The 15,600-nt window shown below is 59.2% G+C and carries 12 protein-coding genes and 3 pseudogenes; 6 read left to right on the top strand and 9 right to left on the bottom strand.

Translation table 11 applies throughout. From position 1 onward, the window contains the following. Positions 1–5: 5 nt before the first annotated feature. Genes ACRESJ_RS31725 through ACRESJ_RS31715 form a run of 3 tightly spaced genes read right to left on the bottom strand, consistent with a single transcriptional unit; the run spans position 6 to position 1,757 of the window. Entirely contained in the window at positions 6–266 is a 261-nt protein-coding gene (locus ACRESJ_RS31725; RefSeq protein ID WP_431761427.1) for a phosphopantetheine-binding protein, read from the bottom strand. Continuing rightward, positions 247–1,056, bottom strand: a complete 810-nt coding sequence (locus ACRESJ_RS31720; RefSeq protein ID WP_431761426.1) for a lysophospholipid acyltransferase family protein — start codon at positions 1,054–1,056, stop codon at positions 247–249. Before ACRESJ_RS31720 ends, ACRESJ_RS31725 begins: the two co-directional genes overlap by 20 nt. Then, on the bottom strand, positions 1,032–1,757 hold the full coding sequence (locus ACRESJ_RS31715; protein WP_431761425.1) for a beta-ketoacyl synthase chain length factor: 726 nt from the start codon (positions 1,755–1,757) through the stop codon (positions 1,032–1,034). The genes ACRESJ_RS31720 and ACRESJ_RS31715 overlap by 25 nt, the downstream gene beginning before the upstream one ends. A gap of 334 nt (positions 1,758–2,091) precedes the next feature. Between ACRESJ_RS31715 and ACRESJ_RS31710 the strand changes: the two genes are divergently transcribed. After that, positions 2,092–2,862 (top strand): ParA family protein, encoded by a 771-nt coding sequence (locus tag ACRESJ_RS31710; protein WP_431761424.1) that lies wholly within the window; start codon positions 2,092–2,094, stop codon positions 2,860–2,862. 187 nt (positions 2,863–3,049) lie between these two features. Here the strand turns inward: ACRESJ_RS31710 and trxC are convergent, their stop codons facing one another. Continuing rightward, the gene (gene trxC / locus ACRESJ_RS31705) at positions 3,050–3,484 is read right to left on the bottom strand and encodes a thioredoxin TrxC (RefSeq protein ID WP_034148665.1); all 435 of its coding nucleotides are present in this window, start codon (positions 3,482–3,484) and stop codon (positions 3,050–3,052) included. Between the two features lie 308 nt (positions 3,485–3,792). Here trxC and ACRESJ_RS31700 point away from each other — a divergent pair, with 308 nt between their 5' ends. Beyond that, positions 3,793–4,194, top strand: a complete 402-nt coding sequence (locus tag ACRESJ_RS31700) for a helix-turn-helix domain-containing protein (RefSeq protein ID WP_431761423.1) — start codon at positions 3,793–3,795, stop codon at positions 4,192–4,194. 6 nt (positions 4,195–4,200) lie between these two features. Here the strand turns inward: ACRESJ_RS31700 and selO are convergent, their stop codons facing one another. From selO to ACRESJ_RS31675, 5 genes and pseudogenes are all read right to left on the bottom strand, one after another. After that, positions 4,201–5,664 carry a protein adenylyltransferase SelO gene (selO, locus tag ACRESJ_RS31695; protein WP_431761422.1) on the bottom strand — a complete coding sequence of 488 codons (1,464 nt, stop codon included), beginning with the start codon at positions 5,662–5,664 and terminating at the stop codon, positions 4,201–4,203. Positions 5,665–5,712: 48 nt separating this feature from the next. Then, positions 5,713–9,066, bottom strand: coding sequence for a mechanosensitive channel MscK (mscK, locus tag ACRESJ_RS31690; protein ID WP_431761421.1), 3,354 nt, complete (start codon positions 9,064–9,066; stop codon positions 5,713–5,715). 35 nt (positions 9,067–9,101) lie between these two features. Beyond that, positions 9,102–10,844 carry a potassium/proton antiporter gene (locus ACRESJ_RS31685; protein WP_431761420.1) on the bottom strand — a complete coding sequence of 581 codons (1,743 nt, stop codon included), beginning with the start codon at positions 10,842–10,844 and terminating at the stop codon, positions 9,102–9,104. Positions 10,845–11,044: 200 nt separating this feature from the next. Next, positions 11,045–11,644, bottom strand: a pseudogene (locus ACRESJ_RS31680) (methyl-accepting chemotaxis protein); the annotation flags it as partial. A gap of 303 nt (positions 11,645–11,947) precedes the next feature. Beyond that, a pseudogene (locus ACRESJ_RS31675) lies at positions 11,948–12,604 on the bottom strand (MCP four helix bundle domain-containing protein); the annotation flags it as partial. 340 nt (positions 12,605–12,944) lie between these two features. Here ACRESJ_RS31675 and ACRESJ_RS31670 point away from each other — a divergent pair. The 4 genes and pseudogenes from ACRESJ_RS31670 (at position 12,945) to ACRESJ_RS31655 (ending at position 15,509) form a co-directional block, all read left to right on the top strand. After that, positions 12,945–13,175: a hypothetical protein gene (locus ACRESJ_RS31670; protein ID WP_431761419.1), complete on the top strand. Its 231-nt coding sequence runs from the start codon at positions 12,945–12,947 to the stop codon at positions 13,173–13,175. Continuing rightward, entirely contained in the window at positions 13,172–13,471 is a 300-nt protein-coding gene (locus tag ACRESJ_RS31665) for a cell division protein ZapA (protein ID WP_150703466.1), read from the top strand. The genes ACRESJ_RS31670 and ACRESJ_RS31665 overlap by 4 nt, the downstream gene beginning before the upstream one ends. A 100-nt stretch (positions 13,472–13,571) precedes the next feature. Then, positions 13,572–14,645: pseudogene (locus ACRESJ_RS31660) on the top strand (HAMP domain-containing protein); the annotation flags it as partial. A gap of 18 nt (positions 14,646–14,663) precedes the next feature. After that, complete coding sequence (locus ACRESJ_RS31655) at positions 14,664–15,509, top strand: methyl-accepting chemotaxis protein (RefSeq protein WP_431761445.1); 846 nt, start codon at positions 14,664–14,666, stop codon at positions 15,507–15,509. Positions 15,510–15,600: the final 91 nt, after the last annotated feature.

The following is a 15,600-nucleotide window of genomic DNA, read 5'->3' as shown; positions in this document are numbered from 1 at the left end:
CGGTCTCAAGCTGCCTGTTTTGCGGTGACGAATGCCGCAAGGCTCGCCACGTTGCTGAAGTGGTTACGGGTGTCCTTGGCGTCGGCATCGATTTTGATGCCGTACTTTTTCTGGATCGCCAGGCCCAGTTCCAGGGCATCTACCGAGTCCAGGCCCAGGCCTTCGCCGAACAGCGTCTGTTGATCGCCGATGTCGTCGGCGCTGATGTCTTCAAGGCCCAGGGCTTCGATGATCAGGTCTTTTATGTCACGGATCAGATCGCTCATCTTCGGCGAGCTCCTTAATAAAGTAAGAATGCAAATAATCGTTGAGCTTGCGCGAGGCTTGAGGGGCTGGGCCCAGCGCGGCGAAGGCCTGCGGGTCTATATCGGTCCCGACGCGGAAACTGAAGTGCACGCGGCGCTTGGGGATCCGATACCAGCGCTCCGCCTTGGTCAATGTGGTCGGATTGACCTTGATCACCACGGGGGTGAGGATTTTCGCACCTCGCAGGGCAATTGCCGCTGCCCCCCGATGAAAGGCCGGCGCCTGACCGGGTGGGGTGCGGGTGCCTTCGGGAAAGATGATCAGGGTTTGGCCGTCTTTCAGTGCATCGGCGGCGGCATCGAGCATGTCCATGCTGCCGTCGTTGCTGATGTATTCGGTGCGCCGCAGCGGGCCGCGAGTGAAGGGGTTTTCCCAGAGGCTTTGCTTGACCACGCAGTTGGCATGGCGCACGAGCCCGATCAGGAACACCACGTCGATCAGTGACGGGTGATTGGCGACGATCATCTGTCCAGGTCGCCCGAGTTTCTCGGCGCCTTGAATGTCATAGGTCAGGACGCTGACCCGGGCCATGAACTGCACGAAAAACCAGAAACAGCGGCTGACCATTTGCCGTGCGCGCAGCCGATGGGTCTGGGCATCGCCCGGCAGGCAGCCTAACAGCGGGAAAACCACCAGGCGCAGGCACAGCCCGCCCACCCCGAACAGGGTGAAGCTTGCGGCAGTGGCCAGCAGACGCCAGTAATAGGCGTCGCGGTTTGTCTCGGTCATGGATTGCGTTGCCAGGTCCATACACGATTTTTCCAGGCATGTTGGCAGGTAGTTTGCTGACCCGACAGCGTACGCAACAGATTCAACGCATGGGGCCAGCGAGACTTGGACAACGCATCCGAGGGGCTGTTCAAGGTCAGCTGCCAGTCATTGCCGGGCGTGATCAGCAGGCCGACGGCATAGGGGAACGGCACATCATCGATCCACCTCGAGTACGCCTCGGGCGGTTGCTCTTCCGTCACCACCAACAATACTGCCGTAGCGCCTTCATCCAGCAACGCCGCTGCCTCCAGCATGCCGTGTTCCAGGCCGTCTCCCGCCGCGGCGAGGGCAGTCATCTCACTGGTTTCACCGCGCATGATCGACCACAAACCGATGATCGCGTTGTGCACCGACAAGCTGAACTGGGTAGGGGAGAGCGGTTGATCCACAGCCAAATCACTGAGAATGTCGAAGGTGCGCGGGGTTTCACCGTGGCGGGAAATAAAGACCAACGGCAAGTCCTGGCGACCTTCGGCCAAGGGCCAGCCAACACTGAATGCCATTCGCGCCAGTCGGCTGAGCCGTCGGCGCTGCATGGCAGGCAGGAACGAGACGTCCGGGGCGGCATCGCTGCCGGGCAGCACGACCGGTTGTCGGCTCCAGGCTTGCCAATCGTCCACGCTTTCGAGCCCTGGGGCCCACGCGCGCCACTGGGCGATGTTGAAATTGATCACAGACATTCATCCCGCCCCTGCGGGCTTTCCTGACGCGGTGAGTGACGCATATGCACGGCCACACCCTACGTGGCGCTTGGCGCCGAGTGGTGCGCATTATCCCGGTGCGACGGACGTGTAGCAAATGCTGGTTACATTTTGCTCAGTGAGACGTACCGGCTGGCTCGCGAAAACTGAACGATTGGCAATTATTCACATTTTCACCGCTCCTTCTGTCGGCTCCGGCCTCGGTTTTGGCGGGAGATGGCGACTGACTGCGTAGTCCCTTGCCTACGCAGCTAGCTAAGCAGCGCCATGGACCACTACACTCGGTCATTCTTTGATACACGGAGGTTTTGACATGCGGCGCGTGGTGTTCAATCAGAAAGGTGGGGTAGGCAAGTCCAGTATTGCCTGCAATTTGGCGGCGGTTAGCGCCAGCGAGGGCTATCGCACTTTGTTGGTGGATCTCGATGCCCAAGCCAACTCCACTCAATACCTGACGGGGCTCACCGGTAACGACATCCCGATGGGAATTGCCGATTTCTTCAAGCAGACCCTGTCGTCCGGACCTTTTTCCAAGAAAAACCAGGTCGACATCTACGAAACCCCGTTCGATAACCTCCATGTCATCACCGCCACGGCTGAACTGGCGGACCTGCAGCCCAAACTTGAGGCCAAGCACAAGATCAACAAGCTGCGAAAGTTGCTTGAAGAGCTCGACGAAGATTACGACCGCATTTACCTGGATACGCCTCCTGCGTTGAATTTCTATGCGGTTTCGGCGTTGATTGCCGCTGATCGCGTACTGATTCCATTCGATTGCGACAGTTTCTCGCGCCAGGCGCTCTATGGCCTGCTGGCGGAAATTGAAGAGTTGAAAGAAGACCACAACGAAGGCCTGGCGGTTGAAGGGATTGTGGTGAACCAATTCCAGGCCCGTGCCAGCCTGCCTCAGCAAATGCTCGACGAATTGATCGCCGAAGGTTTGCCGGTGTTGCCGGTATACCTGGGTAGCTCGGTGCGCATGCGCGAATCCCATCAGGCCAACACGCCGCTGATTCACCTCGATCCCCGTCACAAGCTGACGCAGCAGTTTGTCGAGCTGCATAACTTGCTCGAAAACGCCTGAGAATCGCAGCCCCTGTAGGAGCGTGGCTTGCCCGCGAAGGCGTACTGACCGGCGACATTGATATTGGCTGTGCCGGCCTCTTCGCGGGCAAGCCCGCTCCCACAGGGTTTGGTGTCGGTTGCAGCATCTGTGAGCACCATCGAAGCCTGTGAGATCTCACACAGGCTGCGATCTTTTCAATGCGGTATCAAATCCCTTGGCTGCGCAGCCAACTCATCAACTGAGGCAACGGAAACGCTCCGCTCTGGCGCGCCACTTCCCGGCCGTTCTTGAACAGGATCAGGCTCGGAATCGAGCGAATGCCCAATTGTGCTGACAACTGCTGATTGGCCTCGCTATCCAGCTTGGCCAGCCGGCACTTGCCCGCCAATTGCCCCGCCGCCTGCTCGAATACGGGCGCGAATGACTTGCACGGCCCACACCAATCCGCCCACACATCCACCAGCAACGGCAGATCGCCTTTGATCTGACTGGCGTAGTCGCCTTGTTTCAGTTCGAAAGGTTTGTTCAGCAAAACTTCGGCTTTGCAGCGGCCGCATTTGGGATGATCGCCCAGGCGCTCGGCGGGGATGCGGTTGAGGCCATTGCAGTGAGGGCAGGGGATGAGGAGAGGGTCGGTCATGAGCAAGGTCCTGATAAAAAGCCGTGTCGATGCTATTTGGAGGCGTTTGCACATATTTTCAATCGTTCGACAGATCACAGCGTATCTAGGCTGGAGAGCACTGATGCACCTTTAGTCGACGGATAAATATCGCTGTTTGCGATATTCGTGTTCTGTGTTTAACTCCTCCATAGCAAAATGCGATAAGGAAATTGCATGCGTGTGTTCAGCGAAAAGCGAATTTGGGAATCAAAGGAGAAATGGCCACATTCGGCGACTGCTCTGGATCATCGCGAATACGATCGAGGAAAATGGAAGGAGGGAAGACAGTGAGTGTATTGATCAAACAGGCTGCTGAGCACTGGGAGTTTGTCGCGCCATTGCTACGCAAACCCAAAGACGAAGATGACTACGACAGGTTGGCGCTAGCGCTCGATGAGCTGCTGGAGATAACCGGCGATGACGAGTCGCATCCTCTGATGAGCCTTGTAGACATCATTGGCGACTGGATCGAGGAGTGGGATCACAAACATCGCCCAATGCCTGAGTCCAGTGGTGTCGATGCTCTTGGCTACCTGATGCGTGAACACGGGCTGACTCAAAGTGATCTGCCCGGTGTAGGTACTCAATCAGTCGTTTCGGAGATTCTGAGTGGTAAGCGCCAGCTCAACCTGCGGCAGATCCGCTGGCTGGCCGAACGCTTCGGTACGTCATTGGAGACCTTTATCTAGGCAACCTTACGAAGAACAACTGATCTCCAGATGCTTGCCCCACTCCGGCGGACGTTCGGCATAGCTTTCCATCCCCGGTTGTTCTTCGAACGGATTGCTCAACACCGCGTGCAGACGTCGAACCTCTGAGTAGTCACCACCTTGCGCTGCCTCGATGGCCTTCTGCGCCAGATAGTTACGAAGGATGTACAGGGGATTGACTGCATGCATCCGGGCGCGGCGCTGCTCCTGATCCAGCTCGCCTTCGCGGGCAACCCGGGCGATGTAGAGCTCGCCCCAGGCGTCAAAGCCCTTGATATCGACGAAGTCATCGCGCAACCGAGCGATGGCGGATTGTGGTGACTCTTCACCCAGTCGCCGGAAGAACAGGCTGTAATCGACACCGCTGTTCTGCATCAGTTGCAGCAGCTGCTCCAGTAGCCTCTGATCGTCGTCCTCGGCGGTGGTCAAGCCGAGGCGGCGGCGCATCAGGTCCAGGTAGTGGGCCTGGAACAGTGGCAGGTACAGGCCGAGGGTTTCACGCAGGGCTTCGACACTGATGAACGGTGTCAGGGCCTGTGCCAGTGCGCTGAGGTTCCACTGACCGATCGGCACCTGGTTGCTGAACGAGTAGCGGCCCTGATCGTCAGAGTGATTACAGATGAAGTTGGCGTCGAAGTCGTCGAGAAAGGCGAACGGGCCGAAATCGAAAGTAATGCCCAGAATCGACATGTTGTCGGTATTCATGACCCCGTGACAAAAACCATAGGCTTGCCACTTGGCGATGAGTTCGGCATTGCGCTCGACGACCTCACGGAACATCGCCAGGTACGGTTCCGGTTGTTCAAGGCATTGCGGGAAATGCATGGCGAGTACGAAATCGCCGAGCTCTTTCTGCTTCTCGGGGCGCTTGGTGTAATAGAAATATTCGAAGTGCCCGAAGCGCACATGGCTTGGCGCCAGACGCAGAACCATGGCGGCGCGTTCCTGTTTTTCACGCCAAACCGGGGTGTCGGAGCCGATCACGCACAACGCCCGGGTGGTCGGGATATTCAGCGCATGCAGGGCTTCGGAGGCGAGGAACTCGCGGATCGAGGAGCGCAGCACGGCGCGGCCATCGCCCATGCGTGAAAACGGAGTCTGACCGGCGCCCTTGAGGTGCAGGTCCCAATGCTCGCCGGCCTCGTTGTACACCTCGCCCAGCAACAGGCCGCGGCCATCGCCCAGCTGCGGATTGTAGGAACCGAATTGATGCCCGGAATAGACCATAGCCCGGGGTACCGCGTCGGCCCATAGCTTGTGGCCGCTGAACAGTTCGGCGAACTCCGGGGTTTCGGCAACGGCAGCGTCGAGGTCCAGCAACGCCATGGCGGCAGGACTGGCTACCACCAGGCGCGGGTTGTCGATGGGCTCGGGTAGCACGTGGGCGGAAAAGGTATCGCCCAGGCGGTCGAAGCGATTATCGAAGGTCAGTTCGTCGAGGGCTTTCAAGGGCCGGCTCCAGCAGAATGTCCGAGCATTCTGCTGGGGAATGGCCGGTTAGTCGAGTTTGGCGGCGGGCGGTGCCAGTGGCGGTTGCTTGTCATCGTTGAGCGGCACGATGGTTTTCGCTTCCGGCTCGATCGGCACCAGCTTGTACTCCTGGCCATGCAGGTTCTTGAGATAGACCTCCATCTGCCGGAACGAGATGTTGATGTGCTGCTTCTTGAACTCGCGGTTGATAAAGCGGTTGACCTCATCAATCACCGGGTTGCGGTCGCCGAGGTCGCGCACATGCATGCGCAACTCGTGGTCCAGGGTACTTTCGCCGAAGTTCAGAAAGTACACATGCGGCTCGGGCTCCTTGAGGACCCGTGGGTTTTCCCTGGCGGCCTTGAGCAGCAGTTCTTTCACCAGATCGAGGTCCGAGCCGTAATCAACGCCAAGTTTGAGCGTGACCCGGGTGATGGTGTCGGTCAGGGACCAGTTGATCAATTGCCCGGTAATGAACGTCTTGTTCGGGACGATGATGTCCTTGCGGTCGAAGTCGGTGATCGTCGTGGCCCGGATGCGGATCTTGCTCACCGTGCCCGACAGGTTGCCGATGGTGATGGTGTCGCCGATCCGAACCGGGCGCTCAAACAGGATCATGATGCCGGAAATGAAGTTGGCGAAGATCTCCTGCATGCCGAAACCGAGACCGACCGACAGCGCCGCCACCAGCCATTGCAACTTGTCCCAACTCACGCCGAGGGTCGACAGGGTCGAAACAAAGCCGACGCCAGCAATCACATACGACAGCAGTGTGGTGGTGGCGTAGGCGCTGCCCTGGGCAAGGTTGAGCTTGGACAGCACGAACACTTCCAAGAGCCCCGGCAAGTTGCGTGCAAGGGCGAAGGTGATGCCGATGATGATCAGTGCGCCCAGCATGTCGCCGATGCTGATCGGCACCATGCTCATGTTGGCGCCGGTACCGCTGGTGTATTCGTAGAGGGTGACGTTGTCCAGGTACGAGAACACCGTGATCAGGTCCGCCCAGGCCCAGTACAGCAAGGCCATGAAGCCACCGAGCAGCGCCAGGCGGATCAGGCGCAGGGACTGCTCGTTGACCTTTTCAATGTCCAGGGTCGGCTCTTCGATCACGCCTTCGCCATCCCCGGCCTCTTTGGCAGCCTGGCGTTTGGCCAGGGCGCGCTGGTAGGCCAGGCGACGGGCTGCAACGCTCAGGCCACGGACGAAGGTGGCTTCGATCACCAACCAGAACATCAGCAAGTACAGGGTGTTGATCAGTCGGTCGCTGAGTTTCAGTGCGGTGTAGTAGTAGCCGAAGCACACGGCCACAAACAGCGCGATGGGCAGGGCAGTGAACATGATGCCAACGGCCTTGCGAAACAACGATGCGTTTTCGTGGGTGGGGCTGCTGATCAGCAAACGGCTGAGCAACAAGGTCATCAAGGCATAGCAGGTGAGTACCACCGGCATGCCGATCACGTCATCGGCCAGCGCCGCCGGCTGCAGTTCGGCAACCGCCACCACGGCCACCAACGCCATCACCACCATCCCAAGTCGACGGACCCAGCCACGCAGGAATTCGACCTGGGGTTTTTCCCAGCGGAAATGCAGCTCAGCCACGCCGCCCGGCGCCAGGATGCGGTAGGCGGTGTAGAACACCAGCCACGCCTGGGCCATTTGCAGCAACGCCGCGCCCATGTTGGCGTTTTGCCCACGGGCGTCGATTTGCAGGGCCAGGCCGCACAAGGCGAGACCCAGAGAGACCGGCATCGCCAGCAGGATATTGATGAGAATGGCCTGCGGCGTGTGCCACTGGCTGTCACGCTTGAAGTGGCCGATGTCCTGGTGAACCTTGTTCAGGCGGGCATACAGCTGCTTACGGCGCCACAACAGGGCGCCGATCAGCAGCGCCAGCGGCAGGAACAGCAGCGGTCGCTGGGTCAGGCCGTCGGTCAGTTCGCTCAGGCTTGAGGCCAATGGCAGGGTGTCGATCTGCCGTTGCAGGCGATCCGGGACACTGTAAATCCACTCCAGGTCCAGCGGTTTGTTGCTGGGAATCCAGAACATCTGCTCATCGAGCGTGGCCCGCAGGCTTTGCGCGGTGCTGAGCAGCTGCTTCTGGTTCAGTTGCAGGGTGATGGACTCATTGAGCACCGCGCTTAGTTCGCGGTTCAGGCGCTCCAGCAGGTCGGCGCGGGTGGTGGCCAACTCCAGCAGGGTCTTGCGCAATTGAGGAGTGACTTGCTCAGGGGGTTGGGTCGACAGCAGGTTGTCGACGTAGGTGGTCGGGTTGCTGAGCAGTTCCCGTTGCTGGCTGACTTCGAACTGATAGAGGCGGATGTCAGCAATCTGGTCAGCCAGGTCGCGGTCGACCCGAAGGCGCGGCAGGGCCTGTTTCTGCTTATAAAGAATCTTGGAGAGCAGCAGGCTGCCTTTGAGCACGTTGATCTGCTCGTCCAGGGCCGAGTCGCTCTGGGTCACGCTATCGAGTTGCTGCTTGGTCTGCAGGTTTTTCTGGGTGACTTCGTTAAGCCGGTCAGTGCTCTTGAGCAAATAGTCCGAGAGTTTGAGGTTGGCGGTACTTTCGGTCGCCAGCAGGCTGCTGCCCCCGGCCTTTTGCGCTTCGATCGACTGTTGGGTAACCGTTTCCTGGGATTGTGCCAGGCGCTTCTGGTTGATCAGGTTTTGCAGTTCCTGGATTTCCTGATCCAGCCGGTCTGATCTTTCCGAGAGCAAGTCATGCAGGCTTTTGCCCAGGTCCTGCAATTGGGTATTGCCGGCCAGTTCCTGGCGACGCAGCGGGATCAGGGCGTTCAACGCGGCGAGTTCGGCATTGAGCTGGTCGCGCTGCTCGGCGCTCAGGGTTTTGCCTGCGTCCTTGCCGAGCTTGAGGATGTTGTTGATCTGCTGGATGCGCGTCTGGCTGGTGGCGATTTCGGCCTGGGCACGTTCCGGGCGGGTCTGGGCGGTAATGATCAGACTGTTGGCATCAGCCAGGGCTTTTTGCAGATCGCTTTGCTGGGTCGAACGCTCGGTGAGCATTTGCTCCAGCTGCTGAATCGACTCCTTGGCGAAACGTTGCGCCACTGGTGCTGCGGCGGCGGCCTTGAGGCGCGTCAGCTCACGCTGGTTCTCGATCGTTTGCTTTGGGGCGGTGGCCAGTTGCTGTTTGAGATCGCCGAGTTTCTGCTCGTAATCACGCTTGTTGGTGAGCTGAGTCAGCGTACCTTGCAGGACGGACTGCAAGGCCTTCGAATCAGCTTCCGGCAGTTTGCGGTCGGCGATCTTGTCCAGACTCGTCTGCACGGATTCGCGGGTGGGCGGTTCGGCGGCTTGCAGCGTGCCGACGGAGAGGCTCAGGCCCAGCAGGGCCATGACAAAAAAAGTGCGCAGGCTTGACATAAAGACCGATCAAAAAGCGAAACGAAGTAAGGAGTTTAGAGGAAGAGTCCAGGACCCGGGCGACTTCCTTCGGGGAATCTGACGCCCACTTTGCCGATCTTGTTCCCGTCCATGACCGCGACGGTCCAGATGGTGTTGTTCCATTCCACCTGGTCGCCAACCACCGGGGCGCCCCCGACTTTCTGGGCAATGAAGCGACCCAGGGACATGTCCGGATCGATGCCTTCCACCTTCAACCCGTACAGGGCAGCAACCGCGGCCAGCTGGGCGTCTCCTTCAAGAACGAAGTCGCCGAAGAAGCGCAAATCGAGGCCCCGTTGCGGCGCCTGGCTGAACAATTTTCCGAGGGCCGCCAGGTTGTGTTCATGGCCAATTACACACAGCAAATCATCGACTTCCAGCACCGTACTACCCGACGGATGGAGCAATTGTTGGCCACGAAACAGGGCAGCGATACGGGTGCCTTCAGGCATTTTCAGCTCACGAAGGGGTGAGCCGATGCACCATTTTTCCGCACCGAGGCGGTACACGAACAGTTCCCACTCACTGGTGACATGCACTTCCAGGGCAGAGCGGGAGATCGGTGCGGGCTCCGGTGGCACCGTCACTTTCAGCAGCTTGGCAACCCACGGCAGGCTCGTGCCCTGAACCAGCAGCGACACCAGCACGATGAAGAAAGCGAGGTTGAAATAGAGCTGGGCGTTGGGCAGGCCGGCCATCAGCGGGAACACCGCCAGAATGATCGGCACCGCGCCGCGCAAGCCAACCCAGGAAATGAAGGCCTTTTCACGTCCATGGAACGCTTTGAACGGCAGCAGGCCGACCAGCACCGACAGCGGCCGGGCAAACAGAATCATCCACAGCGCCAGTGCCAGGGCCGGTAGAGCAATCGGCAGCAGGTCGTGGGGCGTTACCAGCAATCCCAGCACCAAAAACATGCCGATCTGCGCCAGCCAGGCCATGCCATCGAGCATGTGCAGGATGCCGTGGCGGCTGCGTACCGGGCGGTTGCCGATCACCAAGCCGCACAGGTACACCGCCAGGAAGCCACTGCCGTGCAGGGCGTTGGTCAGGGCAAACACCACAAGGCCGCCGGCGATGACCAGAATCGGATACAGACCGGTGGCCAAGTTGATGCGGTTGACCAGTTGCAGCATGAGCCAGCCACCGCCCAGACCAATGACGCCACCGATACCGAATTCGCGCAGCAGGTGGGTCAGCAGGCTCCAGTGCAGGCCGGTCTGGCCGCTGGCGAGCATGTCGATCAGGGTGACAGTCAGGAACACTGCCATCGGGTCGTTACTGCCGGATTCGATCTCCAGGCTGGCGGTCACTCGCTCGTTCAGGCCTTTGCCACCGAGCAATGAGAACACCGCGGCGGCGTCGGTAGAACCAACGATAGCGCCGATCAACAGGCCCTGAATCAGGTTCAGATCGAACAACCAGGCAGCGGCCATGCCTGTCAGCCCGGTAGTAATCAACACGCCAACCGTGGCCAGTGACAACGCAGGCCATAACGCCACGCGGAAACTTGACACCCTCGTGCGCAAACCGCCGTCGAGCAGGATCACCGCCAACGCAAGGTTGCCGACCAGATAAGCCGTGGGGTAGTTATCGAAAATAATGCCGCCACCGTCGACGCCAGCGGTCATGCCCACGGCCAGGATGATCACCAGAATCGGGATGCCGAGGCGGGACGAAAGTGAGCTCACCAGAATGCTTGCACCTACCAGCAACGCGCCGATCAAGAACAGGCTGTTGATGGTCGTCGCATTCAAAGGCAGTACTCCAGAAACGTAAAGGCGGGCACAAACTGACCATGCAGTCTGCGTGCCAGCGATTCTAACCTGTTGAAATGTGATGCTGTCAAAAAGCTTTTTGCAGATCAAAAGATCGCAGCCTGCGGCAGCTCCTACACAAAGATAGGCGTTTCCCTGTAGGAGCTGCCGCAGGCTGCGATCTTTTCGGCATCACTCAGTCACAGGCTAAACCGCCCAACCATGGTGTTCAGGTCCACCGCCAGGCGCGACAGCTCGTTGCTCGCCGCGCTGGTCTGGTTGGCACCTGTAGCCGATTGCACGGACAAGTCGCGGATGTTCACCAGGTTTCGGTCCACTTCGCGAGCCACCTGCGCCTGTTCTTCGGCGGCGCTGGCGATCACCAGGTTGCGTTCGTTGATTTCGACAATGGCGCTGTTGATGGTGTCCAGCGACATCCCCGCGCCACGCGCGATGTTCAGGGTCGACTCGGCACGTTCGGTGCTGTTGCGCATCGAATCCACCGCGTGTTCCGTGCCGCTCTGGATGCTGCCGATCATGCGCTCGATTTCGCTGGTTGACTGCTGGGTGCGGTGCGCCAGGGCGCGCACTTCATCGGCTACCACGGCGAAACCACGACCGGCTTCACCGGCACGGGCTGCTTCGATGGCAGCGTTGAGGGCCAGCAGATTGGTCTGATCGGCCAGGCCGCGAATCACATCCAACACCTTGCCGATGTCACGGGACTCATTCGCCAGGTCGCCAATCAAAGTCGCGGTGCTCTGTACATCGGTGCTCATGCGTTCGATGGCACTGACGGTTTCCTGCACCAGATCACGACCGTCACCTGCAGAGGTGGTGGCGTTTTTCGATGCTTCGGAAGTGCTGACCGCATTGCGCGCGACTTCTTCAACGGCGCTGGTCATTTCGTTGACCGCCGTGGCGGCCTGCTCGATTTCGTTGTTTTGCTGGGTCAGGCCACGAGCGCTTTCATCGGTGACGCTGTTGAGTTCTTCAGCGGCAGACGCCAATTGAGTGGCCGAGCCGGAAATCCGTTGCAGGGTGTCGCGCAGTTTGTCCTGCATTGTCGACATCGCCAGCAGCAAGCGACCCGCCTCGTCCTCACCGTCGACAGTGATCGGGCGCGTCAGGTTGCCTTCGGCGATTTGTTCGGCGGCGTTCAAGGCATTGGCGATGGGTCGGGTGATGCTGTTGGTCAGCAGCCAGGCGAACAACATGGTCAGGCCGGTGGCAATGACGAGCAGGATGATCACCAGGTTGAAGGCCGAGTCGTATTGATCGGCAGCTTGCTGATTGGTATCAAGGGTCTGCTGGGTGTTGATCTCCAGCAGCTTGCTCAGCACGGCGTTGACCGCCTCGGAGTTGTTCAGCAAATCGGTGTTGAGCAAGCTGCGCAGTTCGTCGACCTGATTATTGCGCGACAGGGTCTTCATCCGGTCTTCGATCTGGCGGTATTGCCCGAGTAATTGCACGTATTGGTCGTAAGTCACACGTTCCTGCGGGCTGTTGATCAGTTTTTCGTAGCTGGCCTGGGCGGCGCGAATCTGCTGATTGCGCAACTCCAGCAGCTCCATGGTTTTTTGCTGGACGTCGGGTTCGCGGTTCACCAGCAAACGATAGGACAGCACGCGCAGGCGCAGGGTCAGTTGGGTGAAATCGTCCAGGCTCTTGATACTCGGAACGCTGCTGCTGGTGATGTTCTCGGCGGCGCCGCGAATCTTGCTCATCTGGTTCAGGGCGAACACTCCCAGCACCATCATCAAGCCGCCAATCAGGGCAAAACCGAGGAACGCTCGCGGCGCGATATTCATATTTCGAAGGGACATGGTGTGTACCGAAAAGAGCGCACCTGAGCGGTGCCGAGGCTGACGTATGCATGGCTATCGGTCGTACGACTAAAGTCTTGAGTGCGCGCGCGGTTTTGTCGCAGCAAAGCCGTGGCGACGAAGTGCAGGAACCAGATTGGCCAATCACAGTCTCTACAGTTCGCGAGAAAGGTCACTCGTCAGGAAAATCAAGGCCTTGCGCCCGTATAACCCTGGCATCCACGGTGACTTTTCTTTATCGTACGCGCCCTTTGAAAATGCCTGGAAAATCAAAATGTTGGAAGCATCCCTAAGCCAATTGGAACAGCTGGTCAGCGACCTGGTGCAACAGAACCAGACCCTGCTTGGCACCAATCAGACCCTGAGCGCCGAACTGGCCCAGGCCAAGGAAGAAAACGAAAGCCTGCAACTGAGCCTGATGGAACAGGAAGAGAAGCAGGGCGCCACTACAGCTCGCATCCAGGCGCTGGTTGAGCGTGTCAGCGCTGGCCCTGTCAGCGCATGAGTTATGGCCCGGGGGTAAAAGTCGTCTCGATCCTGGGGGAGGACTACTCGATCAAGGCTCCGGCCGGAGAAGAGCAGACCCTGCTGGACGCGGCGTTAATGTTGAAGGCTGCCCTGGCGGACACCAAAAGAAAGTACCCGACATTGATCGGTGACCGACTGCTGGTGCTGGCCGCAATGAACCTGTGCTCGCAGCAGATCGAAATGCAAAAGCAGCACAAGCTCGAACTCGACCGTTACCAAGAGCAAGTCAGCGCCACGGTTGAAGTGATCTCCAAGACGATCAATCAGGCCTGATCGGCTTTGCGCACAACCAAAGAATAGATTGTCGGTTTAGTTGTATACAATCGGCACGGCTGTTGCAGTGTTTCAGCCTCTTATTCTTTGGGGGTGCTCCATGCAGTTCTGGCGACGCAGTATTCAATGGCAGTTGATCCTGAGTATGGGCACAGCCCTGCTCGTCAGTATCCTGATCGTGGTTGGCATTTATACCCTCGTGGTCAACCGCCTTGCCCAGAGTTATCTGGTCGAGCAAGCGCTGCCGTCGAGCATCGAGGCGATGCGCAACGACATCGAGCGCATCCTCGTTCAACCGCTCACCGCCGCCAAGGACATCGCCAGCAACAGCATGGTGCGCGACTGGCTGGCCGCCGGTGAAGACAGCGCCAAAACCGCTGCCTTTGCGCAGTATCTGGAAGGCATCCGCGCCGAACACAAGGCCTTTACGGCACTGATCATCGGTGGCGCTTCCAATCACTACATCTCTGAAAAAGGCCTGGATCGCACCCTCAGTCGCTCCAAGCCCAGTGATGCGTGGTTCTATTCGTTTCTAGATAGCAATCAGCCACGCACCCTCAACATCGACAATGACAGCGCCACCGGAGAATTGGCGCTTTTTATCGACATCAAGGTCGAGCAGGCCGGCAAGGTCGTGGGTGTTGCCGGGCTTGGGCTGAGCGTGAAGGAGTTGTCGGAGCTGATTCACAACTTCAGCTTTGGTGAGCGCGGCAAGGTCTATCTCGTGCGTTCCGACGGTTTGATCCAGGTGCATCCCGAGGCGCAATTCAGTGGCAAGCGTTCTTTGGCCGAACAGATTGGCGCGCTGGCGGCACAGTCCATCATTGGTCAAAAAACTGCCACAAACAGCAGCTTTACTCGCGACGGTGAGGACTATCTAGCACTGAGCCTGCCGCTGCGGGATCTCGCCTGGACCCTTGTGGCCGAAGTGCCACAGTCGCAAATCTACGCCGAAGCCCGTCGTGCGATGTGGATGAGCAGCGGCATCGGCCTGGCGGTGGCGTTGGTGTGCCTGTTGCTGGTGGTGCTGCTGGCCCGTGGATTGGTACGCCCGATTCGTCAGGTAACAGCTGCCTTGGTAGCCATCGGTAGCGGCGGTGGAGATTTGACTCACCGGTTAGATTCCAGTCGTGCCGATGAGCTGGGAGACCTGGCTCGCGGTTTCAATCGGTTCCTCGACAGCCAGCGGGACATGATCGGTGAAGTGCTGACCACCAGTGAGCGTTTGCGCGTGGCGGTCGGGCAAGTGGCGAAAGTGGTGGACAACACCGCCGAGCGTTCCGGGCGTCAGCAGGAGATGACCGACATGGTCGCTACCGCTGTCCACGAAATGGGCCTGACGGTGCAGGAAATTGCGCAAAACGCCGGAAACGCGGCAGTCGCTTCGCAAAGTGCTCGAGATGAAGCCATGCAGGCGCGGGAAGTGGTTGGCGGTTCGATTCGCCATATTGAAAGCATGTCCGATGAAATTGGCGTCGCCGCCAGCGCCGTGGGCGAGTTGGCGGATCAGGTGGCGTCGATCGATCAGGTGCTGGCAGTGATTCGCGGGATTTCCGAGCAGACCAACCTGCTGGCATTGAATGCCGCCATCGAAGCGGCGCGAGCCGGGGATATGGGGCGCGGATTTGCGGTGGTTGCCGATGAAGTACGGACTTTGGCGCGGCGCACGCAGTCGTCCACTGATGAGATTCAGCAAATGATCGGCAGCCTGAAGCAGGGTGCGCAGAACGCCGTGTCGTCGATGCATAGCGGGCAGGCGGCAACGGGCACCGGCGTTGAGTCGAGTCAGCGCACCGGCGCCTCGTTGACGGCGATTACCGGCCAGGTCGAGCGCATCAGCGACATGAATCACCAGGTCGCGACGGCGACGGAAGAGCAGTCGGCGGTGACCGAGGAGATCAACCGTAACGTGCAGGGGATTTCTGATCTGGCCAGAGCAACGGCAGGAGAGGTGAGGGCTTGTCGTGAGGATTGTCAGACGTTGCAGCGGTTGGCGGATGATTTGGCGCGGCAGATGGGTGGGTTCAAGCTGAGTTGACTGATCGTTCCCGCGCTCTGCGTGGGAATGCAGCCCGGGACGCTCCGCGTCCCTTCACAGGCGTGACGCAGAGCGTCACAAGAGGCATTCC

The organism is Pseudomonas sp., from assembly GCF_050739655.1.
Lineage (GTDB): Bacteria > Pseudomonadota > Gammaproteobacteria > Pseudomonadales > Pseudomonadaceae > Aquipseudomonas.
The sequence above is the reverse complement of the archived record's forward strand: the minus strand, read 5'-3'. Positions and strand labels throughout refer to the sequence as shown.

Bases quoted from the DNA above. Each gene is read 5' to 3' on its own strand.
- ACRESJ_RS31655 (WP_431761445.1), top strand. From the start codon at position 14,664: ATGATCGGTGAAGTGCTGACCACCAGTGAGCGTTTGCGCGTGGCGGTC.
- ACRESJ_RS31665 (WP_150703466.1), top strand. From the start codon at position 13,172: ATGAGTTATGGCCCGGGGGTAAAAGTCGTCTCGATCCTGGGGGAGGAC.
- ACRESJ_RS31670 (WP_431761419.1), top strand. From the start codon at position 12,945: ATGTTGGAAGCATCCCTAAGCCAATTGGAACAGCTGGTCAGCGACCTG.
- trxC (WP_034148665.1), bottom strand. From the start codon at position 3,484: ATGACCGACCCTCTCCTCATCCCCTGCCCTCACTGCAATGGCCTCAAC.
- ACRESJ_RS31715 (WP_431761425.1), bottom strand. From the start codon at position 1,757: ATGTCTGTGATCAATTTCAACATCGCCCAGTGGCGCGCGTGGGCCCCA.
- mscK (WP_431761421.1), bottom strand. From the start codon at position 9,066: ATGTCAAGCCTGCGCACTTTTTTTGTCATGGCCCTGCTGGGCCTGAGC.
- ACRESJ_RS31725 (WP_431761427.1), bottom strand. From the start codon at position 266: ATGAGCGATCTGATCCGTGACATAAAAGACCTGATCATCGAAGCCCTG.
- ACRESJ_RS31720 (WP_431761426.1), bottom strand. From the start codon at position 1,056: ATGGACCTGGCAACGCAATCCATGACCGAGACAAACCGCGACGCCTAT.
- ACRESJ_RS31710 (WP_431761424.1), top strand. From the start codon at position 2,092: ATGCGGCGCGTGGTGTTCAATCAGAAAGGTGGGGTAGGCAAGTCCAGT.